At 32.7% G+C, this 25,099-nt stretch carries 25 protein-coding genes; 3 read left to right on the plus strand and 22 right to left on the minus strand.

The window, feature by feature from the left end:
* Positions 1-2: 2 nt before the first annotated feature.
* The 5 genes from ISP08_RS10420 to ISP08_RS10440 form a co-directional block, all read right to left on the minus strand.
* The gene (locus ISP08_RS10420; RefSeq protein WP_195718587.1) at positions 3-1,010 is read right to left on the minus strand and encodes an inorganic phosphate transporter; all 1,008 of its coding nucleotides are present in this window, start codon (positions 1,008-1,010) and stop codon (positions 3-5) included.
* Between the two features lie 13 nt (positions 1,011-1,023).
* Positions 1,024-1,641, minus strand: a complete 618-nt coding sequence (locus ISP08_RS10425) for a DUF47 domain-containing protein (protein WP_048792503.1) — start codon at positions 1,639-1,641, stop codon at positions 1,024-1,026.
* A 363-nt stretch (positions 1,642-2,004) separates the two neighbouring features.
* Positions 2,005-3,039, minus strand: coding sequence for a sensor histidine kinase (locus ISP08_RS10430; protein WP_195718588.1), 1,035 nt, complete (start codon positions 3,037-3,039; stop codon positions 2,005-2,007).
* Positions 3,032-3,706 (minus strand): response regulator transcription factor, encoded by a 675-nt coding sequence (locus ISP08_RS10435; protein WP_048792501.1) that lies wholly within the window; start codon positions 3,704-3,706, stop codon positions 3,032-3,034. The genes ISP08_RS10430 and ISP08_RS10435 overlap by 8 nt, the downstream gene beginning before the upstream one ends.
* Positions 3,707-3,724: 18 nt before the next feature.
* On the minus strand, positions 3,725-4,642 hold the full coding sequence (locus tag ISP08_RS10440) for a Rossmann-fold NAD(P)-binding domain-containing protein (protein ID WP_048792500.1): 918 nt from the start codon (positions 4,640-4,642) through the stop codon (positions 3,725-3,727).
* Positions 4,643-4,756: 114 nt separating this feature from the next.
* Between ISP08_RS10440 and ISP08_RS10445 the strand changes: the two genes are divergently transcribed.
* Positions 4,757-5,263: a GNAT family N-acetyltransferase gene (locus ISP08_RS10445; RefSeq protein WP_048792499.1), complete on the plus strand. Its 507-nt coding sequence runs from the start codon at positions 4,757-4,759 to the stop codon at positions 5,261-5,263.
* Between the two features lie 52 nt (positions 5,264-5,315).
* Here the strand turns inward: ISP08_RS10445 and ISP08_RS10450 are convergent, their stop codons facing one another.
* From ISP08_RS10450 to ISP08_RS10500, 11 genes are all read right to left on the minus strand, one after another.
* Complete coding sequence (locus ISP08_RS10450; protein WP_048792498.1) at positions 5,316-6,347, minus strand: alpha/beta hydrolase; 1,032 nt, start codon at positions 6,345-6,347, stop codon at positions 5,316-5,318.
* A 279-nt stretch (positions 6,348-6,626) separates the two neighbouring features.
* Complete coding sequence (locus ISP08_RS10455) at positions 6,627-7,127, minus strand: hypothetical protein (RefSeq protein WP_048792497.1); 501 nt, start codon at positions 7,125-7,127, stop codon at positions 6,627-6,629.
* A 154-nt stretch (positions 7,128-7,281) separates the two neighbouring features.
* Positions 7,282-7,647, minus strand: coding sequence for a dihydroxyacetone kinase phosphoryl donor subunit DhaM (gene dhaM, locus ISP08_RS10460; RefSeq protein ID WP_195718589.1), 366 nt, complete (start codon positions 7,645-7,647; stop codon positions 7,282-7,284).
* Between the two features lie 2 nt (positions 7,648-7,649).
* Entirely contained in the window at positions 7,650-8,225 is a 576-nt protein-coding gene (dhaL, locus tag ISP08_RS10465) for a dihydroxyacetone kinase subunit DhaL (protein ID WP_195718590.1), read from the minus strand.
* Positions 8,226-8,246: 21 nt separating this feature from the next.
* Positions 8,247-9,212, minus strand: coding sequence for a dihydroxyacetone kinase subunit DhaK (gene dhaK, locus ISP08_RS10470; protein WP_195718591.1), 966 nt, complete (start codon positions 9,210-9,212; stop codon positions 8,247-8,249).
* A gap of 121 nt (positions 9,213-9,333) precedes the next feature.
* Positions 9,334-10,350, minus strand: a complete 1,017-nt coding sequence (locus tag ISP08_RS10475; protein ID WP_195718592.1) for a FecCD family ABC transporter permease — start codon at positions 10,348-10,350, stop codon at positions 9,334-9,336.
* Complete coding sequence (locus ISP08_RS10480; RefSeq protein ID WP_195718593.1) at positions 10,347-11,348, minus strand: FecCD family ABC transporter permease; 1,002 nt, start codon at positions 11,346-11,348, stop codon at positions 10,347-10,349. The genes ISP08_RS10475 and ISP08_RS10480 overlap by 4 nt, the downstream gene beginning before the upstream one ends.
* 10 nt (positions 11,349-11,358) lie before the next feature.
* Complete coding sequence (locus ISP08_RS10485) at positions 11,359-12,162, minus strand: ABC transporter ATP-binding protein (protein WP_048792492.1); 804 nt, start codon at positions 12,160-12,162, stop codon at positions 11,359-11,361.
* Positions 12,163-12,416: 254 nt separating this feature from the next.
* Complete coding sequence (locus tag ISP08_RS10490; protein ID WP_048792491.1) at positions 12,417-13,253, minus strand: YitT family protein; 837 nt, start codon at positions 13,251-13,253, stop codon at positions 12,417-12,419.
* A 417-nt stretch (positions 13,254-13,670) separates the two neighbouring features.
* Positions 13,671-14,900: a NupC/NupG family nucleoside CNT transporter gene (locus tag ISP08_RS10495; RefSeq protein WP_195718594.1), complete on the minus strand. Its 1,230-nt coding sequence runs from the start codon at positions 14,898-14,900 to the stop codon at positions 13,671-13,673.
* 284 nt (positions 14,901-15,184) lie between these two features.
* Entirely contained in the window at positions 15,185-16,903 is a 1,719-nt protein-coding gene (locus tag ISP08_RS10500) for an ABC transporter ATP-binding protein (protein ID WP_195718595.1), read from the minus strand.
* Positions 16,904-17,135: 232 nt separating this feature from the next.
* On the opposite strand from ISP08_RS10500, the gene pbp4 reads away from it, so the two are divergent.
* Positions 17,136-18,425, plus strand: a complete 1,290-nt coding sequence (gene pbp4, locus ISP08_RS10505) for a penicillin-binding protein PBP4 (RefSeq protein ID WP_195718596.1) — start codon at positions 17,136-17,138, stop codon at positions 18,423-18,425.
* Positions 18,426-18,624: 199 nt separating this feature from the next.
* Here pbp4 and tagD read toward each other — a convergent pair whose 3' ends face one another.
* The 4 genes from tagD to ISP08_RS10525 form a co-directional block, all read right to left on the minus strand.
* On the minus strand, positions 18,625-19,023 hold the full coding sequence (tagD, locus tag ISP08_RS10510) for a glycerol-3-phosphate cytidylyltransferase (RefSeq protein ID WP_048792487.1): 399 nt from the start codon (positions 19,021-19,023) through the stop codon (positions 18,625-18,627).
* A 97-nt stretch (positions 19,024-19,120) separates the two neighbouring features.
* A complete protein-coding gene (locus ISP08_RS10515; RefSeq protein ID WP_195718597.1) occupies positions 19,121-20,179 on the minus strand; it encodes a glycosyltransferase family 2 protein in 1,059 nt (352 codons plus the stop codon).
* Positions 20,176-21,267: a teichoic acid glycerol-phosphate primase TarB gene (tarB, locus tag ISP08_RS10520; protein ID WP_195718598.1), complete on the minus strand. Its 1,092-nt coding sequence runs from the start codon at positions 21,265-21,267 to the stop codon at positions 20,176-20,178. Before tarB ends, ISP08_RS10515 begins: the two co-directional genes overlap by 4 nt.
* 126 nt (positions 21,268-21,393) lie before the next feature.
* Entirely contained in the window at positions 21,394-22,194 is an 801-nt protein-coding gene (locus ISP08_RS10525; RefSeq protein ID WP_048792484.1) for an ABC transporter permease, read from the minus strand.
* Positions 22,195-22,575: 381 nt separating this feature from the next.
* Between ISP08_RS10525 and tagH the strand changes: the two genes are divergently transcribed.
* A complete protein-coding gene (tagH, locus tag ISP08_RS10530; protein ID WP_048792483.1) occupies positions 22,576-23,370 on the plus strand; it encodes a teichoic acids export ABC transporter ATP-binding subunit TagH in 795 nt (264 codons plus the stop codon).
* A 43-nt stretch (positions 23,371-23,413) separates the two neighbouring features.
* On the opposite strand, the gene ISP08_RS10535 is transcribed toward tagH, so the two are convergent.
* Entirely contained in the window at positions 23,414-24,214 is an 801-nt protein-coding gene (locus tag ISP08_RS10535; RefSeq protein WP_048792482.1) for an ABC transporter permease, read from the minus strand.
* Positions 24,215-24,251: 37 nt separating this feature from the next.
* Entirely contained in the window at positions 24,252-24,998 is a 747-nt protein-coding gene (gene tarA, locus ISP08_RS10540) for an N-acetylglucosaminyldiphosphoundecaprenol N-acetyl-beta-D-mannosaminyltransferase TarA (protein ID WP_195718599.1), read from the minus strand.
* Positions 24,999-25,099 lie beyond the last annotated feature (101 nt).

Here is a 25,099-nt window from a genome sequence, read left to right on the forward strand (position 1 = left end):
AATTAGATAATTAAATTAACAACGTAGAAAATCAATGCAGCTAAAATTGCTGAACAAGGTAATGTTATAACCCAAGTTATAATCATACGTTGTGCAGTTTTCCATTTAACACCTTTAATACGGTTAGATGAACCAACCCCTAGTATTGAAGATGATACAACGTGTGTTGTTGATAATGGGAAGTGCAGTGATGATGCTACGAATATAGTTAAAGCAGAAGATAAGTCTGCTGCTGCACCATTTGCTGGTCGTATTTTCATAATATTACCACCAACAGTTTTGATGATTTTCCAACCACCTACTGCTGTACCTAGTCCCATTGCTGTCGCACAGGCAATTTTTACCCATAATTGTGGTTCAACACTTGAACCTGTTTGAATGTTTGCAACAATAAGCGCTAACGTAATAATACCCATAGATTTTTGCGCATCGTTAGTACCATGCGAGAATGACTGTAATGATGCAGTAAATATTTGGAAAAATCTAAAGTTACGATTCGTTTTTGTTAAATTTGCATTTTTAAAAACAATTTTAACAATTGAATAAATGATAAAGCCGACTATAAACGCTACAACCGGTGATAACAATAATACTACGATGATTTTAGTGAATCCTTCGTAGTGTAATACCGCAAATGAACCTTGCGACGCAATAGCCGCACCTGCGATAGAACCAATTAAAGCATGTGATGAGGAACTTGGAATACCATAAAGCCATGTAACTAAGTTCCAAATAATTGCGGCCAAGATAGCTGATAACACTACAACAAGCCCATTTTCAAGTTTGAACGGGTCTACAATATCCTTCGTGATTGTTCCAGCAACACCTGTAAAAGTTAATGCACCAATAAAGTTCATTATTGCGGCAAGAAAAATTGCAGTTTTAGGCGTTAGTGCTCTAGTTGAAACGGCAGTCGCTACAGCATTGGCAGTATCATGAAAGCCATTGATAAAGTCAAATAATAGTGAAAATATTACGATAGCTATAGTGACGATTAAAATATATTCCATAAATTAGGACTCCTTAGCTATTTTTCATAATAATTGTTTCAAAATTATTTGCCACAACTTGGCATTTATCGGCAATATCTTCTAAACTTTCATATATTTCTTTAATTTTAATTAATGTAATAGGATCTGTTTCACTATTGAAAATATGTTTGATAGATTGACGTAAAATACCATCACAGTTAGTTTCAAATTCTTTAATATTAATAGAATGTATACGCATATGAGATAACTTTTTATCTACTAATAATCCCACAGCTAATTTCATTTCAGCAACTGCTTTTTGGATATTATCAACAAATTCTGCCATGTACTCATCAGTATATTCTATTGAGTACATTTCGAACATGCCTGATGTTTCTTCAATTGCATCAAGCACATCATCAATTGCATTACATAAAGATAAAATATCTTCACGTTCAATAGGTGTAATGAATGTTTGATTCAAATCTGAAATCACTTGATGCATTAAATCGTCACCATGTGATTCATAAGTCTTAATATTGTCTGAATATGCTTTTAAGTCTAAGTGTGTGTTAAAATCCATTTTCCCAAATTCAATCGCAGCGCGGTCTAGGTTAAACACCATTTCCTCTAGTTGTACCATGAATTTGTCTTTTTTCTTATTAAACATTCAATAAAATCCTCCATTTACAGCGATTGTTAATAATCACCATCAATAAATTTAATAATTTAAAGCCTTAACAGCTAAACATCTGTCCCTCAGTTATTATAAATGAAAATCACTTATATATGTAGTAATTTTTTCTCTAATAAATGTTGCTTACTATCTATAATGCTAACTTACAGGACTTGTTTTGCCTTACTAGAAAATAGCACAAAATTTACAATTCTACAATTGAATTTACAAATTCTTAACATTCATCTCATTAATTTAATAAACAAGTTAATGCATATAACAAAAACCTATTATATTCAATTTTTTACAAAGTTAGAAATATATAAATGACTATCTTATATTGTTGTAAATTATAATTTAATCATCTGCATGCTGAGAGAGTCGTTTCACAATATCGTTTTGTTCAGGAAACGTGAAGATAACTTCAGTCCCCTTATTGAGTTCTGAGTTAATATTAACCGTTACTTTCAACGCTTTCTTCAATTCATTTACTAAGTATAGACCGATGCCCGACGAAGCCGAATCGTTATGGAACGACGTAGATGTAAAGCCTCTTTCAAATATACGCGGTAAATCTTTAGTACTAATACCTCTACCTTCATCTTTTATACTTAATGTGACATGATTGTTTATTATCGTTGCCTCTAGAATGATCGTACTGTCTTCACTATATTTAATAGCATTTGATAGTGCCTGTCTAATCATCATGCGACATAACTTGGTATCTGTATAAATCTGTAGCTCATCATCAATTAATAAATCAAAACCTATACCTCTCGCTTGACTTATAAATCGCGTTAATTGAATCTCTTCTATTACTAACTTTCTTAAAGACACATGTTCAAAATATAGATCTTTATTTTGAGATTGCATACGTGTTAAATATAGTTGTACATCTAACATTGAGTTAATACGTGACCACTCATAAATTAATGACTTCTTACGTTCGCTATCTTGTTCTTTATCTATTAATAATTTCAATGAAGTTACAGGCGTTTTTATATCATGAACAAAAGTCGTTAGTGTTTGTTCGTATGTCTTAATTTGTTGTCGTTGTTGATTCAGGATAGCTTTTTGATTCGCTATATTATTATATAAAAATGCTACCACTTCTCTTTGAAAAGGCGTATCGGCTAAATTTTTATGTTTAATCTCTTCTATTTCTTTATTATTTATAATATGGCGTATAAACTGTGTTTCTTTAACAAATGAAAAGATGATATAAACTATAGTTAAACCAATATTCAAAATAACTATATATAATACGCTGCCGACATCAATATCATAATCAATTGCAGCGATGACAAGAATAATGACGTTTAAAAAGATAATCCATAAAATCCATCGCAACCGTGACCTCAAATACATCCATAATAGTTTAATATTACCCATGTGCTAGGTAACCCCTACCGACTTTAGTTTCAATTTCATTATCCATGCCTATATCTTTTAACTTCTTACGTAAACGATTAACATTCACTGTCAATGTATTATCACTCACGAAAGCCTCATCATCCCATAAGGCCGTTATAATGGTATCTCTCGTTACGATTTGATTTTGTTTTCGTACAAGCATTTCTAAAATAATCATTTCTGTTTTTGATAACACAATATCTTGATTGTCTTTGCTAATAACGTCTTTTGTTAAGTCTAACGTAGCACCTTGCCAGTCTATATTTCTTTTTTCTTCAGTATTAAATTCATATACCCTGCGATAAATAGCTTGTAATTTGGCAACAAGTACATTCGTGTTAAACGGCTTTTGTACGTAATCATCTGCACCAAGTTCCATCCCCATTACTTGATCCATAGGGCTATCTCTTGAAGATAAAAATAGTATTGGAACGTTGGAAGATTGGCGGATTTTTCTCGTCCAATGAAAACCATCATATTTAGGTAATTGAATATCCATGATAATAATTTTAGGTTTAACTTGTTCAAAAGATGCAACGACATCTGAAAAGTCTGCTACACCTTCCACTTCAAAATCCCATTGATTTAATTCTTTACTTAACTCATTAAATAACGTCTTGTCATCTTCTACTAATAGTATTTTCACTCGCGATGCCTCCAATGATTATTTAGTGTATTTCATGCTTTCGCCCGAACGGAGTCTTTCTTGAAAGTTTTTAATACGGCAATTAACATCAAAGCCCCGTAACATCATTTTTTGAAATGGCGCTTGCGAAACGTAATAAATTGGCCATATAACTTTAGGGATATAGTCATGCAAATGAACCATTACTTTAGAAGAGCCTTTTAATAATCTAAATTCTAACTTACCTTGTTTTTTGATATTAGGTTTAGTTAAACTGCCACCGACTAAATGCATTGTAATTATATCTTCCGCAGTCTGCACTTTGTGTAATATTAATAAGGGTCTATCTTTACGTTTTAAATAAATAAAAAAGTTATCGCCTTCATTGTAACTATGAATTATCGTTCCCTTTGTTTCATTTAACCATGACATATACGCTTTCACCATATGTTCTAGTGACCAATTAACGGGTAATTGCATATTCATTGCTGTGCGAACATCATCATATTTTGACACTTGCAATTCAGCAGAAACATGGGGTCGTGCGACTCTATTTTCCGTTTCTTCTACTGTAACACCATACGCTGATAATCTTTCAACAGTTTCGCGATCAAAACGACTGCCACCAATATAAATAATTTTTGTTACTTTATTAATCGCTGCGGCACGACCAAAATTATCTGCAGCGATAAGGTTTAAATCTTTTGCAGTAGCGTCGGTTAACTTTGCCGAATGCTTAGTTGGGTCTAAATAATAAATGGCAATATCCATTCCTTCCATTGCATCAACGACATCTCGATAATTATATATATCTTTTTTTAACCAAATGACTTCTTGCACTTCTTCCTCTTTTGGATATTTAGACAGTGTATATAATTGCGCTTCTGATTTAATTGAAGCTATTAAATTTTTCCCTATATATCCTGTAGCTCCTGCAAGTAGCACTTTAGGCTTCATCGACGCCACTCCTTTTTTGTTAATAAATTATATTGTTTTGAAAAAACTAAAGATTATATTTGCAATTTATATTATACTAAATATAAATTGCCCAGAAACGAGGTGTTTAAAACCATGGTCCATCAAATACGAGAAATTGGTATCAATGACGTCCAGGACTTTATTAAATTATTAAAGTCTATCTATGATGAGTCTGATTTTATGATATATAATCCAGGTGAATATGCACCATCAATCACTGATGCTTTAAGTAAATTAGAACATTTTATCACTTCTCCTACAAATGCTATCTATGTAGCAGAATATAACAGTGAGCTTGTAGGTTTTGCTACAGTTACAACTAAAGACTATGCACGTACAAAACATGAAGCAAAATTTTCTATGGGTGTCGTTAAATTTTATAGAGAAAAAGGCCTTGGCCAATCACTTATAAATTCAGTGGAGGCTTGGTGTTTAAACCATAACATCAGACGTATTGAAGTTACTGTCGTCACTGAAAATGTCGCCGCAGTTGATATATTCAAAGCTGCTGGATACCAGATTGAAGGCGAACTAAGAGACAAACTTTTCATCGATAATAAATATTATAATGAATATGTAATGTCAAAACTATTACTTTAAGTATAACATGTTGAAAGGGCATAAAAACGCTAAGTTTTTATGCCCTTTCTTATTAATATGGATTTAAATCTACACCATTTGGATTACTATCTTCGTTATTTACTTTTGTTTCAACACCAGAAGAACTTGTGTTACGACTTAAGAATCCTAAAACATCTTTCATATTTTGTTTAGACTCAGGTAACTCTAAATGGAATTGATATTGATGCCTTAAATGATGCGTTCCGTCATAGAAAAGGTCATCTACAGGTACATCTTCTTCTTCTAATTTTTTCTTAAATGCGATATTTTGACTATAAAATGGATCTGCATCTCCTACCGATAGATAAGTTGGTGGATAATTTTTTGTAACTTGATTAATTGTCGACATTTGAGAAATATTTTTAAATTGCTGTTCCCAATTTCTTTCACCCGTATAACTTTGCATAAATAGCTGAATTCTTGGGAATTCTGTTTGTCTTACTGTTTTCATATCATAAAAACCGCCGAAAAATATCGCTGCTTTTATTTGATCATTATCAAATCGTTGTTTGAAATGCATTTCGTTTCTTAATGACTTATTAGTCTGCATAGCCGTATATTGACTCGACATTTGTGCACCAGCCGAATCCCCACCAAAAATGACTTGATCAAAATCAATAGGCAACTCATGCTTGTTTCGTTTAATAAATTGTACGGCTTGATCGATTTGATGCAATTGACTTGGATATTTAAAATCAGGTGCTAGCGCATAGTTGATATTTACAACGATATAGCCTTGTTCAGCAATTTTAGCTAACAATGGGTTTTTATACTGTTTATCGCCGGCAATATAACCTCCACCATGCATCCAAAAAATAACAGGTAATTTGTTATCTTTTTCAAGATCGGTTGGCGTTAAAATGTCTAACCGACTATTTGCCCAACCTTTACTATATGTAATATTCGTAAATGCATTTACGTTTTTATTATTAACTTGTACTCTTTCTTTTACTTGTTGCGTATGTTGCTGGTCAAAATGTCTTTTCAACAATAAGCCAACGACAGCGGCAACTACCACAATTACTATAATTGTAATAACAATCCATTTCTGTTTTTTATTCATGACTGACCTTTCCTTTCGGAAGCATTGTACCATATTTATAATTTGTAATGTACAAATTATAAATGAATTTTAATTAACCTATTTTTCTATTTAATGATAACTTCTTGTTTGTAGTATTAACAATAAACGTAATAATACGCTCATATTACTATCACTTTTTTGGATTTAAAAACATATAGTGAATGATAAAAAAAGTAACTATTGTATTTTTGCCATACAACAGTTACTTTAATTTCAATTTTATTAAATTAATCAATAATAGTTACATGTAATTAACAATTAATCAGCAGTTTTACCACGATTAAGTTCATTAAAGTCTACTACTACATCATCCATACGTTTAGCTGTTTCTTTCAACACATTACGTGCAACACTATTCGATGGATCAAGTTTCAATATTTGTCTTGATATATCAAAAGCTTTTTTATCTGAAATAACTGGTTCAGGTACAGCGTGTAATAATAACATCTGTAATAAACTTTTAACTTCTTTACCGTCAGTGAGCTTTATGGATGATTCAGCATGATAATAAGCAGAGTCTAAAGCACCTTGTGTTTCACTCAATGGATAAACTAAAAGTAAGAATGCTAAATCATGCATTTCTGATGTTTCTTCTTTTTTCAACATATCCAATATACATGTATAAAACATCATACTTTCGACTTCATGTGCGCTAGAAATATAAGCCTCTTCAAATTCCATAAAATCTGCTTCGGACATTAAACTTTTTACTGACTCAAATTCGCCGTTTAAGACATGTTTCTTTATTAAATCTTGCATGGCAATGTCCTCCTATAGTCCAGATTCCTTTTACATTTAGTTTATATTTTAGCACATTTTTAAAATTTAATCATTTGTAATACATTAAATTCTATAAATTTTAGTAAATAACTAGATATATCAGACAAAACAATGATTTATCTTTCGGAAATATTTATTTTGTGAAATTATTTTTCAATTCTTCCAATGTTTCATCAATAGAGCTACCAACTGACAATTTCACTGCCGCCGTAAAACTACCTTCTACAATAGGAGCAGTCGCTTTTTCAACTCTATATTCGCCGTCATACATATCAAGCGCCATATCTAAGTTCATTTCAGCAGAACCGATATCATAAAAGCAAATAGCATCTTCTTCAAGCGAAGTTAATGTTTGTTGAATATCATCAAAAGATGTACCAATTTCTCCGTTCGTCCCGCCCTGTGCAAATACAGTAACGTTTTGTGCCATTTGTGCTAATAATGACTTTGTACCTTGTGCAATATCTTCACTATGACTGACTAATACAATTGCTGTCATATTTATTCATCTCCTATTAAAGCGTTTAAAATATAAACACTGCTTTGTGCACCGGGATCGATGTGACCTTTAGAATCTTCTTTAAAGTATGCTGCTCTACCTTTAGTAGCAACCATATCTTTAGTATCATCAGCAAATCCTTGTAAAGTTTCTAATGTCACTGTTTTCCCTTCTTCAACTGCTTCTCTTGTGCGTTCAATCACATCAAACATTGTTTTTTCATTTAAAGATACTTTACCTCTTTCAGCTATTGCATCTGAAAATGCCTGTAACAATTGTTTCAAATTAGTAGCTGTAATTTCATCTTCTGCCACTTGGGACATTTTAACAAAACTAAAGCCATATAACGGCCCAGAAGCGCCACCGATATTAGACATTAAGGTCATACCTGTTGATTTTAATACTGAAGCTACAGATTGTGTATCAATCTTATCAGGTAAGGCTTTAAAACCTCTCAACATATTTACACCATGATCTCCGTCGCCGATTGCTCGGTCTAATTCTGTTAAATTGTCTTCCTGTGCTGTAAAAGTATCTACGAGATTCAATAAGTTTTGTGATAAAGTTTGTGCGTCCATAATCGTTCCTCCTTAAATGGTCTATTCAAAATAAAGACTTGTTGTCGGTGCTTTCAATGCCGTTTCAAGTTCCTCAGAATGAGGGGCTAATGTGATTGAAAAACCTTGCATATCTAATGAAGTCATATACTCTCCGACTATCCAATGGTTAACGTTTAAATTACGACTTGATAAGTTCTCCGCTACATATTTCGTAACTATATCTAATTCAGATAATGGCGTACCACCCATGCCATTTACCATAACAATTAACTCTTTACCCGCTATTTCTTTAACTAACTCAGTAATTAATTTATCTACGATTTCATCTACTGGTGCGATTTTCTCTTTAGATATCCCTCTCTCTCCATGGATTCCGATACCAATTTCAATTTCATCTTCATCAATATCAAAACCATATTTACCTGTTGAAGGCACTAAAGGTGCCGTTAATGCCATACCAATTGTTTTAATTCCATCTATAAATTGTTGTACTTTTTGTTGGATATTATCAAGACTTTCACCTTGCTCTGCTAAATAACCGGCATATTTATGTACTAGTACTGTGCCAGCTACGCCACGTCTTTGTGCTTCCTCGTCTACAGCGATGTCATCTTTGACTACTACCATGGCAACGTTGATATCTTCCATTTTCGCCATATCTTGAGCCATTTCAAAATTCATTACATCACCGGCATAATTCTTAACAATAAGTAATACGCCATCGCCATTATCAACTGCTTTGATAGCATTTAATATTTTATCCGGAGTAGGAGACGTGAAAATTTCTCCACATACAGCTGCATCTAACATCCCTTGTGCAACATAGCCAGCATGCGCTGGTTCATGACCGCTTCCTCCACCAGAAACTAACGTTGGCCCTTGTTGTTTTTTATCTTTTTTAACGACCACTGAATCTGATATAACTTCAATGCTATCTGAAGAAACTTGCATACCCGCTAACATATCTTGTAAATAATTTGTTTTATCTTTCACTAATTTTTTCATATAGCTACCTCCTTATTATTTACTATTCACTTTATATTATACCCAACTATTTAATGTAAACGCTATCATTAATAAAATTAAAAAAATCGAATTAAGTAACTCGTACTTAATTCGATTTATATTATACTGTTTTCGATTTGTACATTAAGTATAGGAAGTAAGGTGCACCAATAATTGCAACAATAATCCCCGCTGGTACGCCACTCGGTTGCAGTATCACTTGTCCTATAGTATCTGAGACCACTAATAATAATGCACCGAGAACAATAGATATCGGTAAAAATAATTGATGACGTGGACCAACAATGGATTTAGCAATATGTGGTCCCATCAAACCAATAAAGCCGATTGCACCAGCTACAGATACTGCAGCGGAAGATAATATGACTGCTAATATTAATAGTACAATACGTTCTCTACTTACTTTAACACCGACACCTTGCGCTATATGCTCATGTACATTTAATAAATTTAGTACATTAGCTTTCATTAATAAGAATGGAATAATTATAACTAACCACGGCACAAATGTGATAACAAACGTCCATTCGTCACCCCATATGTTACCAGCTAACCATGAAGCGATAAATTCTGATTGATCTTGATCAAATTTAGACATTAACGTTAGTGAACCACCACTCAGTGCAGTTGCAAGACCGACACCAATAAGTACCATACTCGCAGGCGTAATACCTTCACCCTTGTTATAACTGAAAGAAAAGATTAATAATGCTGTACCGACACCACCAATCATACTAATAATGGGTAATACATAGACAAAATTATCGGCATTAACTTGACCAATAACAATAAACAAGGCGATAGCAAAACCACTACCTGCGTTGATACCTAAAATACCTGGTTCAGCCAATGGATTACGTGTAACACTTTGTATCACCGCACCACTAATTGCTAATGCAATACCAGCTAATATTGTAATAAGCATTCTCGGTAATCTAAAATCTATTAAAATTAAGGTGTCTGTATAGTTACCTTGCCCTAATAAAGTTTTGAAAAAATCACCCATCGACATTTTATATTCACCTGAAGTCATACTCCAAGCACATGCCAACAATAGCAATACTAATAATATAATCATTGTTAACCATTGTTTATGTCTTAGTTTAGGGTTAATCATGAGAAGCGCCCTCCTTTTTTAACTAAATATAAAAAGTAAGGCACACCGATGAACGAGATAATTGCACCGACAGGCGCTTCGCCAAGCATTCTAGCTAAAGTATCGGCAACTAAAACAAGCAACCCACCAAGCACTGCCGTTAACGGAATCACACGCGCATAATCTGTTCCAACAATATAACGTACTATGTGAGGTACCATTAAACCGACAAAAGCAATTTGTCCTACCATCGCAACTGCTATACCGGCTAAAACCATAGAAATTACTAAAGTAGTACCACGAATTGCCGTTACATTTTGCCCTAATCCTTTAGCCAATGTTTCACCCAAATTCAAAATAGTTAATTGTTTACTAATTGAAATAAGTATGATGAGTGCGACTAATATAAATGGTGCAGCCCAAATTAGTTGGGGCCAAGTCGTACCTGAAACACCGCCAGCGCTCCAAAATGTTAGACTTTGGTTTAATCTAAACATTAACGCAATGCCCTGACTTAACGCTGTTAATAAAGCGCTTACTGCAGCGCCAGCTAAAATGATGCGCATCGGGTTAAAACCATCGCTACGAGAACGACCAATCATTAACACGATGAAGCCACCGAGCAATGCACCTACAAACCCTGCAACCATTAATAATAAGAATGGTGCTTTAGGTAGTGTTGCATAAGTTAGTGCCAACATGAATGATGCACCAGAGTTTAAACCAATTAAACTAGGGTCTGCCAAGCCATTCTTCGTAACGCCTTGAATAACTGCACCAGCAGTAGCCAATGCCATGCCTACTAAAATGGCTCCAACGTCTCTCGGAATACGAATTTCACTAATAATATTATGTTGTTGATTGCTCGAATCATAATTGAATACTGCTTGAATAATGGTTCCGATATTTATTTTTGCGTCACCTAATAAAATGGATACAAATAACATAACCACTAACAATATTACGGCAATGCCGAAAGTTGTCGTAAAACTATATTTTTTTCTATTCTGTGTAGTCATGATTATACCCCTATACTTGTGAATAGCTACGACGACATAAATCATATGTGACTAGCATTGGTTTACCTGTGCGTGGATCTTCACTAATCTCTACATCAATGTTAAATACTTTCTCTAAAATGTCTTTAGTTAAGACATTTTCTGTTGAGCCATCAGCAACAATGTCCCCATTTTTCATAGTAATAAGGTGGTCTGAAAAACGTACCGCTTGGTTGATATCATGTAACACCATTACAATCGTGCAACCTTGTTCTTGATTCAACTGTGTAATAAGTTCTAATATTTCTAATTGATGTGAAATGTCTAAGTAAGTAGTCGGCTCATCTAAGAAAATAATGTCTGTTCTTTGCGCTAATGCCATAGCTATCCAAACACGTTGTCTTTGACCACCACTTAAGTCATTAATTGAGCGATCTTTAAAGTCATAAGTGCCTGTAACATTTAAAGCCCAATCTATTTCCTTTTTATCTTCTGCAGAAAGACGCCCGAATCCTTTTTGATGAGGGAAACGACCATACGACACAAGCTCCCCTACTGTTAATCCATCTGCAACTTCTGGCGATTGAGGTAAAATAGCAATCTTTTTGGCAATATCTTTCGTAGATTGAGAATGAATGCTTTTACCATCTAAAATAATATCCCCATTGGAAATTGATAATAGTCTTGATAATGCTTTAAGTAACGTTGATTTCCCACAACCATTTGGTCCAATAATAGAAGTGATTTGGCCATCCGGTATTGTAACATCTAGATTATCGACAATAACGTTATCGCCGTAACTAATGGTAACTTGATTTCCACTTAAACGTGTCATACATACCCTTCTTCCTAAATAATAAGCATAAAAAACTTGGTAATACTATATTAATAATCATTATAATAAAATCTAAATTCGTAAGTTTTAATTAATTCGTAGCAAATGATAATCATTATCACGGTAAATATTATATCATCTTTTATACCCATTGACTATTACAGAACAGCAATAATTTTATTGGACCTTTTTAAATTCAAACAAAAAAGGATTACGTCAATTACTTATATTGACGTAATCCTTAACCCTCTAATTTAATGTTCATCAACTAAAAATCCATTGCCATAAACATCACGTACATCATGTATTACGAGAAAGGCATTTTCATCTATTTGTCGAATTAAACGTTTCGCTCTAGTAACTTGCGTTTTAGAAATTACGACGTATAAGACATCTTTTTCCTGTTTTGAAAAATAACCTCTACCATTTAAAATCGTTAATCCTCTGCCGACCTTCTCGTCGATAACTTTTGCCACTTCATCGGGATGACTGGAAATAATTGTCATTGCTTTTTTCGTATTTAAACCTTCAATTACAAATTCCATTACTTTTGTTCCAATATATAATGAAATAACTGTCACTAATGCACTTGATAATTTAATTTGAGTTAGTGAAATTAATACCACAAGTAAATCAAAGAATAATAATGCATATGGCGTACTCACATCTAAATATTTAGCCGCTATTTTAGCCAGAATCGTTGTACCTGCAGTTGTACCTCCTGCGAGAACAATGACACCAATACCTATACCAACACAAGTTCCGCCAAATATGGCATTTACTAATATATTATCAGTTTCGACACGCCAAGTTTGTGTCAGTGATAAGAACACTGAAATTAATACAGTAGCTAAAATAGTAAGATACATGCTACGTTTACTTAAAAACTTATAACCCAAACCTATTAAAACAGCATTAAGTACAAAGTTTGTAATACCTGGTGATATATGGAAGCCATAATATAGTACAATAGCTAAACCTGTTACACCGCCCTCACCAAGATTTGCCGAAATAATAAATGTATTTACACCTGCTGCAAAGATAAATGATCCTATGACAACTAAAGCAATATCTCTTAAAGTCTTGTTCACATTTTCCATCCTCCCGAATTCATAGTCCAATTAATAAAATAGTAGCAAATTAAACTAAATACCTCAACAGCACTAAATAACACTATAAAACACTTATAATTTAAAAAATTCTGAATTTTCTATTTACTTATGATTTATACCTTGCTATAATATTATTTATCTTCTTATTGAAGCCCAATAAGAAGCCATCTCCTTTGTGTTGTTTATAGTAACAAACAAAAACAAATTTTTGCTCGAAGTATGTTATAAGTACCTAGTCCTTGCTTTTAACATACATTTAATTCATTTCCCGTAAAAGCCAAGTCACGATTACTTGGCTTTTCTTTTTGCTGTTTTTTAATACTAAGCTAAAAAGCTCGCCATAAAACTATGTTTACGGCGAGCTTTTGCTTGTTAAATACTTAAATTTTATATCGCTTACCAAGCGAATAATCCTACAAATCCGGCAGTCATTAGTGATACTAAGATACCAGCTAATAATAACATTGGTACATATTCAGAAACGAAATCTGATGTCTTTTTATCGACGATACCTTTTAAAGTACCTACGATCATACCAATTGTTGAGAAGTTAGCAAATGAAATTAAGAATGTCGTAAGTACTGCACGTCTATGTGGTGAGTATGTACTAATAACATCTTTAATTTGTCCCATGACGACAAATTCATTGGTTACAATTTTCTTAGCCATCTGTTGTGCTACTATCCAAGCTTCGTCCCAAGGTAGACCTAATAATAAAGCGAATGGATACATAAATACACCTAAAATTTGATCTAGTCCAAAACTACCTTTTATTCCTACCCAAGTTCCAATAACACCCGTTAACGCGTTGATTAATCGATCAAGCAAGTCTGACAATGCTACAAAACTAATAACGAATGCTACAATGATTAAAATTAACTTACCGGCATTTAAAACAGAATCACCTAAGAAAGAGAAAAATGGTTGTTTTTCAATTTCATTATTTTTAATGCTGTAAATCACGTCATTTTGTTCTTCAACACGTACTGGGTTTAAAATAGCCGATACTATAATCGCATTAATAATATTTAACGGTATAGCCGTCAACACCAAATCCCCTGGTACCATAGCAACATACGCGCCTACAATTGCCCCAGATACTGAACTCATAGACATCATTGCTACAGTAAGTACTCGCGCTTCGTTCATTCTTTTTAATTGTTCACTTGAAACTGCTAAAGCTTCAGTATTACCTAAGAACATCATTTCAATACCGAAGAATGATTCAAATTTAGGTTGTCTAGTAATTTTCGCTAATACCCAACCAATACCACCAATGACACGTGGAAGAATATTGAAATACATTAAAATATCAAACAATGGCACAATTAATAAAATAGGGAACAACGCACTTACTGCCATATCCATATTTTTTTGATTAACCCAGCTTGCAAACGCAAAGCCTGTTCCGGCATGTGCCGATTGTATCACCCATGCAATACCGTCAGCGAGTGCATGTACTGCCGCTTTCCCCCATGGGAAATAAATAAAGAACCATGCCAAAATAACATTCACGATAACTAAAATGATAATTGATTTCCATTGAATGTCTTTGCGATTTCTAGAAAAAAGAACTGCAATTGCTAAAAATACTAGCAATCCAATTATGTTAATAATTAAAAACATTAAACCCCCTCCATTCCATCTATCTTTTTTAGTTATTAAACTCCCAAAAAATTTACTAACTTACTATTACAATATAATTATGCAAAACAGATGACCCTCTTTCTAAAGCACCTACAAACAAGTCATTGTTCGTCGTTATATGTATTCGCTTACAAACGCTACATTAAACGCTTTTCTTCATTCAAATGGTCATCTTTGATAGCAAGTTAATTATAGCATGGGAATACTCGTTATAAAATAAATTTTATATAATTACCATTCCTTTGAAATGGATTGCTTTTGTTTTAATTATTATTTAAATTTTGTGTCGTAACAAATTGCTGGTATTTTTCATGTGATTGAATTAATGATTCGTGGCTTCCTATACCCGTGACGCGCCCTTGATCTATAAAGACAATTTGGTCTGCCTTTCTTATTGTTGATAGTCGATGAGCAATAACTACTGTCGTTCTATTTATCATCAATTCTTCTAATGCTTCTTGAATTTTGCGTTCACTTTCACTATCCAAGTTCGCAGTTGCTTCATCTAATAATAAGATATCTGGATTTTTAACAAAACTACGTGCAATATCTATTCTTTGTCGTTGTCCACCTGATAGTTTCACGCCTCGTTCTCCAACCAATGTGTCATAGCCTTGTTCTAAATTCATAATAAAGTCATCACAATTGGCTAACTTGGCATATTGTACTAATTCCTCATCTGAAACTTCACGGTTAATACCATACAGCATATTATCTTTAATCGTACCATTCATCATCGCATTAGATTGCATAACATATCCTATTTTATTCCGCCATTCAGCAAGTGGCATATCGTATATAGAAGCATTGCCATATGTAACGGAACCTGCATCTATGTCGTACATACGTTCAATAATATTGAAGATTGTACTCTTACCTGAACCTGAAGGTCCTACGAAAGCAGTAACCTTCCCAGCGGGGATTTCAAAATTCACATCATTTAAAATTGGTTTAACATCATATTTAAAATCAACATGATTAAAATGTAATGTGCTTCCTTGAATGATATTTACAGTTGAATCTTCCATAACTTCTAGCGGTTCTTGCATAATTTCATGTATCCTCGCACTGGCACCAACTGCTTTTTTATAATCAGTCACTAACGTAGATAAATTAACAAGTGGTGAAGACAGTTGCACAACATAAAATATCATTGCAATTAATGTACCTGCAGATATTGCTCCAGAGGAAATACGTAAAGCGCCGAAGCCTAAAATGATAGCAATCGTTAATAACATAATTAATCCTGACAATGGCTGAATGATGGCAGTGATTTTCGCTTGTTTCAAACCTAAACCATAAATACGGTTCAAATTACGATGCGCGTTATCTAATTCGGCATTTTCCGTGTTTGAAACTTTAACTAATCTCATTTCTGTTAGGACACGTCCTAATAATCCACTAAAATTAGCTATTTCCGCCTGCGTTTTCTTCGACACATTTTGCATTACTTTACCTAATGGAATCATGATAATGACAAATATTGGTATTGTTATAAAAGTTAATAATGTCATCTTCCAATCCATGATAAATAACATAATAAAAGAGCCGATAATCGTAATGGCAGAAGGCAATAGATTTGGTAACTTTTGTGAAATAAATTCATTTATGACTTTTGTATCATCCGTTAAACGGCTCATTAGCTGACCACTTTCATTTTGGTCAAAAAATGGCATTTTCAAATGTATAATGTGTTGCCACAATAGCGAACGTATAGCATAAATTATTTTTTCTCCAATTTTACTTAATAAATACAGACCTATGCCGCTTAATATTGCATTAAGTAAAAATACTCCTATAAAGAGTATGATAAAATTCCAATTCATGCTTTCAAATGAAAAATTATCAACCAATTTTCCTGTAAATGCAGGAACAATCAAACCTGTAATACTACCTAAAGAAGAAATAATAACAGCGACAATAATTAATAAGGTTGGCCAATTAATCTTCTTAAATAAATAGAATAATGGATTAGCTTGCATAGTGATGTGTACCTCTTTTTCTATTAGTAATTTTATGTTAGGACTTTAATAGTTAAATCCACTCAACACTATGATAACATTTTTTATTTGGAAAATATTATATATTGTTACCAATATTTATGTATTAAACTTTGTTGCCTTCAATTACCTATATTCGTTTATTAATTTTACCCAGTATGCTAAAATACTTCTATTGTAAAAAAAGAGAATATATTAAGAGGGTTTGTAATTTATGAGAAAGTTAATTCTAATAATGGTAATGTTATTCTTTATATCAACAATATCATCACCATTCGCTAATGCCGAAAGTGAAACGCCGACAAGTATTGCTAATCAATATGGTTACAATGTATCTGATGCCTATCAGCCTACAGGGGCTGCGAACATTTCGCAAACAGGTCAAATATTATACCAATATAATATTGACAAAAAATGGTATACAGCTTCTATGGCTAAACAGATGACAATGTATTTAACATTGTTAGATATTAAAAAAGGTAAGTTGTCATTAAATGATAAAGTTAAAATCACTAAAGATCATTATAGAATGTCGACGTTACCTGAACTGAGTAACACGAAGTTATATCCTGGTGAAACTTATACTATTAAAGAGTTACTACAAATTACCGTTTCTGCATCTAGTAATGCGGCAGCATTAATATTAGCCGACAAGGTTTCTGGCAACACTTCAGATTTTACAGATTTAATGAACAAAAAAGCTAAAGAAATCGGTATGAATCATACGCACTTCGTAAATCCAACTGGTGCAGAAAATAAACAACTTAAAGACTTTGTACCAAAACGTTATAAAAATGAAGATAGTACGATGTCTACAACAAGAGATTTTGAAATATTATCTCAACGCGTAGTTCAAGATACACCGTCTATACTTGATTTCACTAAAAAAATTGCTCCGACACAACATGGCGTTACATATTACACATATAACCATTCATTAGAAGGTGCCGATATGAGCTTAAAAGGTACTGATGGTTTAAAAACAGGATCAAGTGATTTAGCCAATTACAACCATACGATTACTACAAAAAGAAATGGTTTCAGAATAACACAAACTATCATGGGCGCGGGTAACTACAATAAACTTGGTGGCGAAAAACAACGTAACATGATGGGTAACGCTATGATAAACAAATCATTCGACCAATATAAATACGAAAAAATCTTGAGCAAAGGTGAACACAAAATCAATGGCCACAAATACTTTGTAGAAAAAGATTTGTATGATGTATTACCTAAAAATGCTACGAAAAAAGATTATAAATTCGTAATTAAAGATAAAAAAGTTCACATAGACTATGATCGTCAATTCATCTCAGATAAATATGGACCACCTTCTGTTAAAGTGAAAAAACCATTGTTACACCAAGCTACAACAATCGTTAAAACGACATGGGATGATCACCCTGTATTAACATTATTAGGACTAGTGCTAATTATTGCTGCTTGCGCAATATTAATCTACTTATTAATCGATTTTATTAGACGTAAAACAAAAAAATAATTAGTCGTATACCTTAAAAGCAATTTCTATTGAAATAACATAGAAATTGCTTTTTTAATTAGCGATTCATATAAAAAAGACTCTAAATGACGAAGCATGATATAAGCCACGTATAAACTATTTTTTGATATAAAAAAGCCATTCATTGATTATGTCAATGAATGGCTTTTTATCTTAGAATTAACGTTCAAACCCTACTTTAGTTAGCGTCCTCACCGTATAATTCTTTTTTAATTTGAGTAGTTGAAATACCTTCTGTTCGTTTAAGATAAACGACATCACATTTATCTTTTAGGAAGTCAAATTCGCCTTCCCAATCGTGACCCATCACGAAAGTATCCACTTCGAAGCGTTCAACGTCTTTTTCTTTTTGACCCCAGCCTTCTTCAGCAATTACGAGATCTACATAACGTATCGCTTCAAGCATTACTTTTCTTTGTTCAAAATTATAATATGATTTCTTATCTTTGATACGATTGAATTCATCTGAAGACAATGCAACAATTAGATAATCACCCATTTCACGAGCTCTTCTTAATAATTCTATATGCCCGTAATGTAATAAATCATAAGTACCATAAGTAATTACTCTTTTCATTATAAATACTCCCTACAGTTATTATATGTCTAGCCATATTAAAATAAATTATAGCATATACTTTTTATTAATACTAATTGATTAAAAGTATATTTTTTTATCTTTTTAATATTTTCTTTAGTTTCAACTTGCCTCTAAACTTGGCTTTGTGTGGCAATATCTCGACTTTAAAACGATAGTAATTTGGACGACCTATACCCACATAATGTAGCGTTTTTCGCCATTCTTCATATAACGCTTTAGTCCAACCGCTACACCCTTGTTCGACAACCTTTACAATTCTAAATAAAGATTCACCTTCATAATCAGTACTTTGCATTGCTTTAATGTACGTCGTTACACTATTAATTAAAGCTTCAGTAATCTGATTATTTGATGTCACGTATGCTTGTATCAAATAGCTAACTATGAGTTCATCCATACGGTAACTGTAATAGCGTCTTACGTGTTCTAATAATAATTCTTCCATCACACGTTCTCTTACTTTTAAAGCATCTGCCATATACGCTAAAAAGTGTTCTGCACGTTGTTCAGTAACTGATCCTTCCACTTCATTATATGCATAGACAATATTAGGCAATAATTGAATATCACTCGCTTTTTTATAAGCTTTAGCGATAAAGGTATGTTCTTCGCAAAACACTACATCCTCGTCAAAACGTAAATCAGCAAATTTGGCGTTAAACATTTTAGCTCCAGGTCCGATCGATTGTAATACTTCTGGACACTGGGCTAGATTTACTTTGTCAAATTTATTAAGTCCCTTATGCGTAGGGATATGTTGCCACTCTCCATCTTTTCCTCTGCCAATTTGCCCTACCACAATATCGACCGCTTCATCTTTAATATAATAATCAGCCATATAATCAATTCGACTAGGTAAAAATTGATCATCAGCATCTAAAAACATAAACACATCACTCGTTATATGTGCTAATCCATTGTTACGGCTTGCGGCTGCACCTTTATTCTCTTGTTTTATGATTGTTATATTTTTATATTCTTTTGCTAATTGTTCTAGTACCGCTTGCGTATTATCAGTAGAGCCGTCGTTAACACAAATAATTTCATAGTCGTGTTTTGTATCAATAGATGATACAGCTCTACGTATCGTTTGTTCTGCATTAAAAACTGGAATAATGAAGGCTATTTTCATTTTTTAGTCTCCTCTTCAATAAAATGAATGACGTCTTCCGTACTATGCTGAGTATTAAATTGATGCCATTCCTTAAATAAAGGCTGAAATTGTGTACCACCTTTTTGTATAAGTTTAATTAATTCATCCTCGCTAAATGCTTTATACGTATTGGGTATATCTTTATAAAACTGATTCAACCCTCTATCCATATCGTAATCATCTTCATCATAGACATAAAAGATTGCTGGTTTATTTAATAAACTTGCTTCAATCGCTAAAGAACTATAATCCGTAATAATTATATCTGCCATAATCATAAGCGATTGAATATCTAAAGTTGTCTGTGAATCACTTGCTACTGCTGGATGTAGTTTGTTTAAAAGCGTATAATCCGTAAGTTGTTGTTCAAATTTTTCTTTATTAATGTGTCTATTCGCCTTTTGTTTCTCTCTGTAAGTTGGTAAATAAACGGCTACCTTACCTTCTATATGATGCTCACTTTTAAGTTGTTGCTGTTGTTGTTTTATATCCATTTCATTATAAGCACTAAGCCTAGGTAAACCCGTCGGTAAAATTTGATTATCACGTGCTTCAAAAGATTGCTTGAAGCATTGTGCCATTGGTTCCCCGCCTACTAAATAGTAATCCGTCGCTTGATATACACGACGATATTGTTTAACTTGCGTAGTATTGGATAAATCTACTTGATGATCTGTTAATCCAAAATTTTTCAACGCACCTGCCGCATGCCAAGTTTGGATAATCGTTTGTTGACGTTTCTTTTTATAGCCACCTAACATTAAATAATACGTGTCTATAACAATAACTTTGGCACTACTTAGCGCACGAATATGTTTAAATATTTGTTTATTACCCGCAGGTATAAAACTTACCTGTTCAAATGTTTTAACTGTTTCGCTGAGTTCTGGTTTAGCAATCACAGTTATATTATAATTTTTGTTCATTAAAGACTTGATAATCGGCATCACATCTTCAGAAAATGTTATCATTATAACGATGTTATTGTTGTTGATTTTATTTTTAGCAAAGATAATATTTAATATACCAACGATTAGCATATATATCTTTTTTATTACTTGTCTCATTTGCTCCACCACCACTTATATATCTTGCCTTTATTATATCTATCTTAACTATAAATTTATAGAAAAAATCCTTTAGCCCTAAATTATTCAGACTAAAGGATTACAAAAGTTGTATTTATCTGTTCATTACATAAAGTCGGCAAAATGATCTCTATATTTCACATGTAAAATTGATCCAACTATGAATAAGACGATTACAATAGCAATGTTATACACTGCTAATTCCCAATGACTGATAAAATACCAGTCTTTATATAAAATTGCAGCTCTATAACTCTCTGCTAAAAAGTAAACAGGGTTAAGTTGCATCACGTCTGTTACGATACCTTTAGGTGGTACGATTAGGATAGATGACACAAAGAATACAATTCTCATAAACGCTTGCATCGCCATTTGCGTATCACGGATCAGTACACCTAATGTTGACGTCACTAACGATATTGCTGCCGTTAAAATAAATGCATATGGTACGTATAATAACAACTGCACTGTATAAATTGAAGGATGATACCCTGCAAAATAACAAATAACCATCACGATTGCTAATAATCCAATATGACCATAAAACCTACTAAATACAATATATGTAGGAATAATCGACAACGGAAAATTCATTTTCGCCACATGATTATACTTACTAGCAATTGCCTTTGTACCCTCTAGTACGCCTTGGTTCACAAAGAACCACATACTAATACCTACGATTAACCAGTAGATAAAAGGAACGCCATCATGGGGTGCATTACTTCTCATTCCTAATCCAAAAACAAACCAATAAACTGCTATTTGCAAGCCTGGATTTAAAAGTTCCCATGCCATGCCTAAATAATTACTATGGTTTGATAATCTTAATTGGAATTCTGCCAACCTTTTTATTAAATAGAAATTTTTAAAATGCTCTTTAAAAACTAACCATACTGCATTCATCTATATAAACCACGCTTTCAAACGATTTACTCTTTTTCTTATCAAAATTATAAGCTATTAGTTACATTGTTTGCACAATAATCGATTATACATTATTTTAGAAAAGGATGTAAACTTACTATATAATAAAACAAAATTTAACTTAATTCATAACTTAATGTTATAATGATTTTCGAATATTCAAACCATATATTTAATTGTAATTTACAATATTTACTATCTTTAAAGTTGATTTAACCATACAAATTCAGTAAAATTTAACAATTGAAACTCATATTTGTATTCATCGTACTCACCTACTTTACAATAGGTTAATAAAATTAACAACTCATTTAATATATAATATAATTCAAGGTAATTGGAAATAAGGAAGGTAAAATTATGACTGTATCGGTAAACATTGAACACGTATCGAAAGAATACCGTATTTATCGCAATAATAAAGAACGTATTAAAGATGTTTTAGTACCATTCCATAAAAATAAAACTTTTTACGCGTTAAACGATTTATCATTAACCGCACATGAAGGTGATGTTATAGGCTTAGTGGGCATTAACGGCTCAGGCAAATCTACGCTTAGTAACATGATCGGTGGTTCACTTGCACCAAGCGCCGGTAACATTTCTCGTAAAGGGGAAGTTAGTGTTATTGCAATTAATGCAGGTTTAAATGGTCAATTAACTGGCATGGAGAATATCGAATTCAAAATGCTCTGTATGGGCTTCAATAAAAAAGAAATAAAAGAATATACACCACAAATTGTTGAATTTAGTGAACTTGGTGAATTCATTTATCAACCAGTTAAAAAATATTCAAGTGGTATGCGTGCTAAATTAGGATTTTCAATTAACATTACGACAAATCCTGATATTTTAGTTATTGACGAAGCTTTATCCGTAGGTGACCAAACTTTTGCTCAAAAATGTTTAGACAAAATATATGAATATAAAGAACAGAAAAAAACGATTTTCTTTGTAAGCCATAATATGAAACAAGTTAAAGACTTTTGTACTAAGATAGCATGGATTGAGGGCGGAAAATTAAAAGACTTTGGCGAATTAGACGATGTCTTACCTCAATACGAAAAGTTTTTAAACGACTTTAAAAAACGTTCTGCTAAAGAACAAAAACAATTTAGAACAGATTTAGACAGTTCACGTTTCGTGGTTAAATAATTAAAAAAGCAAGTTACTAATAATTAGTAACTTGCTTTTTTATTTACATATAATCATCGAATGTATCTCTATAACGCATATGTAATATAGCACCTACAATAAATATTATAAGCACTAGTACAATGTTATAAACTGCTAGATGCCAATGGGTAATAAAATACCATTCATGATGTAATATGGCTGCTCTATATGACTCCGCTAGAAAATATATAGGATTCAATTTCATTACGAATAATACAACTGCTGAGTTAGCAGGATATAAAATGGAAGAAACGAAAAAGATAATGCGCATGAATGCCTGCATAGCCATTTGTAAATCTCTAATTATTAAACTCAATGTTGAAGTTAATAGCGCAATTGACATCGTCAAAATTAAAGCATAGGGAATATATATTAGTAATTGTAAAGTATAAATAGTTGGATGATAACCGCCTGTTAAGCAAATAACCATCACGACAACTAATAATAGAATATGGGCATAAAATTTGCTGAACACGGTATAGCTAGGCAAAATAGACAAAGGAAAATTCATTTTTGAAACTTGCCGATATTTAGTAGTTATAGCCTTTGTACCATCTAAAACACCTTGGTTCACGAAAAACCACATACTTATACCGACTAGCAACCAAAATATAAATGGAACACCTTCCACAGAACTATTTTGTCTCACACCTAGCCCAAAAACAAACCAATAAATTAAAATTTGGAATGCTGGATTAATTAATTCCCAACCTAGTCCTAAATAGTTACTATGGTTTGATATTCTTAATTGGAAATCAGCCAACCTTTTTATTAAATATATATTTTTAATATGTTCTTTTAACACTATATATACCGATTTCACTTTAAGGTACCCACTTTCTTCATTCTCTATAGTTGCGTTATTTTGATCTCATTTGTTTCCACACTTTGTATAAAAATATTGGAATACTTTTAGTTCTACCCAGTCGTTTCCAATCGATGACGACACGATAAACCCATTCTAAATTTAATTTACGTATTAATTTAGGCGCTCTTTTTTTGACTCCGCCGAATACTTCTAATGAGCCACCTACTCCCATTAGGACAGTATGTTTAAATTGGTTGCCATACTTGTTAATCCATTGCTCTTGTTTAGGATATCCCATCGCTACAAAGACATAGTCTGGATCGAAGTCTTTTATTGAGGCTAATACATTATTATCATCTAAATCAATATAGCCGTGGTGATGCGCAAATGTAATATTAGGATACTTAGCACTTAGGTTGTTACGTGCTTGCGACACGACTTCATCTTTTGAACCTAATAGAAACACACGTTGTTTATTTGTATGAGCAAGTTTTAAACATTCTTCCATCAACTCTATGCCTGGAACTCGCTCACTTAATGGTGTCTTTAGCAGTCTAGAGGCTTTAACTACGCCTGTTCCGTCTGCAATAACATAATCTGCGCTATTAATTAGATCACGATACCCTTTATTATTTGATGCATAATCAACGATTTCAGGATTCGCAGTTACGATAAATAAACTTTGCTGCTGTTGCTGTTCAAAATAATTTTTTACATTGAGTCTCATATCCACTAGTGTGACATTGTCAAAATAGACAGATAAGACATTAATTTTTTGATTATGTTTGTTTTCCACCATTTTAGTTGGCTCCAATCTAATACTAATTAAAAAGTTTATAGTAATTTTAACACATTATAATTTAACATAATAATACGAGTTATTTGCACAATTATCATAGG

Source organism: Staphylococcus lloydii (assembly GCF_015775975.1).
Classification (GTDB): Bacteria; Bacillota; Bacilli; order Staphylococcales; family Staphylococcaceae; genus Staphylococcus; species Staphylococcus lloydii.

Bases quoted from the DNA above. Each gene is read 5' to 3' on its own strand.
- ISP08_RS10480 (WP_195718593.1), bottom strand. From the start codon at position 11,348: ATGACTACACAGAATAGAAAAAAATATAGTTTTACGACAACTTTCGGC.
- ISP08_RS10495 (WP_195718594.1), bottom strand. From the start codon at position 14,900: ATGTTTTTAATTATTAACATAATTGGATTGCTAGTATTTTTAGCAATT.
- pbp4 (WP_195718596.1), top strand. From the start codon at position 17,136: ATGAGAAAGTTAATTCTAATAATGGTAATGTTATTCTTTATATCAACA.
- tarA (WP_195718599.1), bottom strand. From the start codon at position 24,998: ATGGTGGAAAACAAACATAATCAAAAAATTAATGTCTTATCTGTCTAT.
- ISP08_RS10425 (WP_048792503.1), bottom strand. From the start codon at position 1,641: ATGTTTAATAAGAAAAAAGACAAATTCATGGTACAACTAGAGGAAATG.
- ISP08_RS10515 (WP_195718597.1), bottom strand. From the start codon at position 20,179: ATGAAAATAGCCTTCATTATTCCAGTTTTTAATGCAGAACAAACGATA.
- ISP08_RS10440 (WP_048792500.1), bottom strand. From the start codon at position 4,642: ATGAAGCCTAAAGTGCTACTTGCAGGAGCTACAGGATATATAGGGAAA.
- ISP08_RS10420 (WP_195718587.1), bottom strand. From the start codon at position 1,010: ATGGAATATATTTTAATCGTCACTATAGCTATCGTAATATTTTCACTA.
- tarB (WP_195718598.1), bottom strand. From the start codon at position 21,267: ATGAGACAAGTAATAAAAAAGATATATATGCTAATCGTTGGTATATTA.
- dhaL (WP_195718590.1), bottom strand. From the start codon at position 8,225: ATGGACGCACAAACTTTATCACAAAACTTATTGAATCTCGTAGATACT.
- tagD (WP_048792487.1), bottom strand. From the start codon at position 19,023: ATGAAAAGAGTAATTACTTATGGTACTTATGATTTATTACATTACGGG.
- ISP08_RS10525 (WP_048792484.1), bottom strand. From the start codon at position 22,194: ATGAATGCAGTATGGTTAGTTTTTAAAGAGCATTTTAAAAATTTCTAT.
- tagH (WP_048792483.1), top strand. From the start codon at position 22,576: ATGACTGTATCGGTAAACATTGAACACGTATCGAAAGAATACCGTATT.
- ISP08_RS10485 (WP_048792492.1), bottom strand. From the start codon at position 12,162: ATGACACGTTTAAGTGGAAATCAAGTTACCATTAGTTACGGCGATAAC.
- ISP08_RS10445 (WP_048792499.1), top strand. From the start codon at position 4,757: ATGGTCCATCAAATACGAGAAATTGGTATCAATGACGTCCAGGACTTT.
- ISP08_RS10430 (WP_195718588.1), bottom strand. From the start codon at position 3,039: ATGGGTAATATTAAACTATTATGGATGTATTTGAGGTCACGGTTGCGA.
- dhaK (WP_195718591.1), bottom strand. From the start codon at position 9,212: ATGAAAAAATTAGTGAAAGATAAAACAAATTATTTACAAGATATGTTA.
- ISP08_RS10450 (WP_048792498.1), bottom strand. From the start codon at position 6,347: ATGAATAAAAAACAGAAATGGATTGTTATTACAATTATAGTAATTGTG.
- ISP08_RS10475 (WP_195718592.1), bottom strand. From the start codon at position 10,350: ATGATTAACCCTAAACTAAGACATAAACAATGGTTAACAATGATTATA.
- dhaM (WP_195718589.1), bottom strand. From the start codon at position 7,647: ATGACAGCAATTGTATTAGTCAGTCATAGTGAAGATATTGCACAAGGT.
- ISP08_RS10455 (WP_048792497.1), bottom strand. From the start codon at position 7,127: ATGCAAGATTTAATAAAGAAACATGTCTTAAACGGCGAATTTGAGTCA.
- ISP08_RS10500 (WP_195718595.1), bottom strand. From the start codon at position 16,903: ATGCAAGCTAATCCATTATTCTATTTATTTAAGAAGATTAATTGGCCA.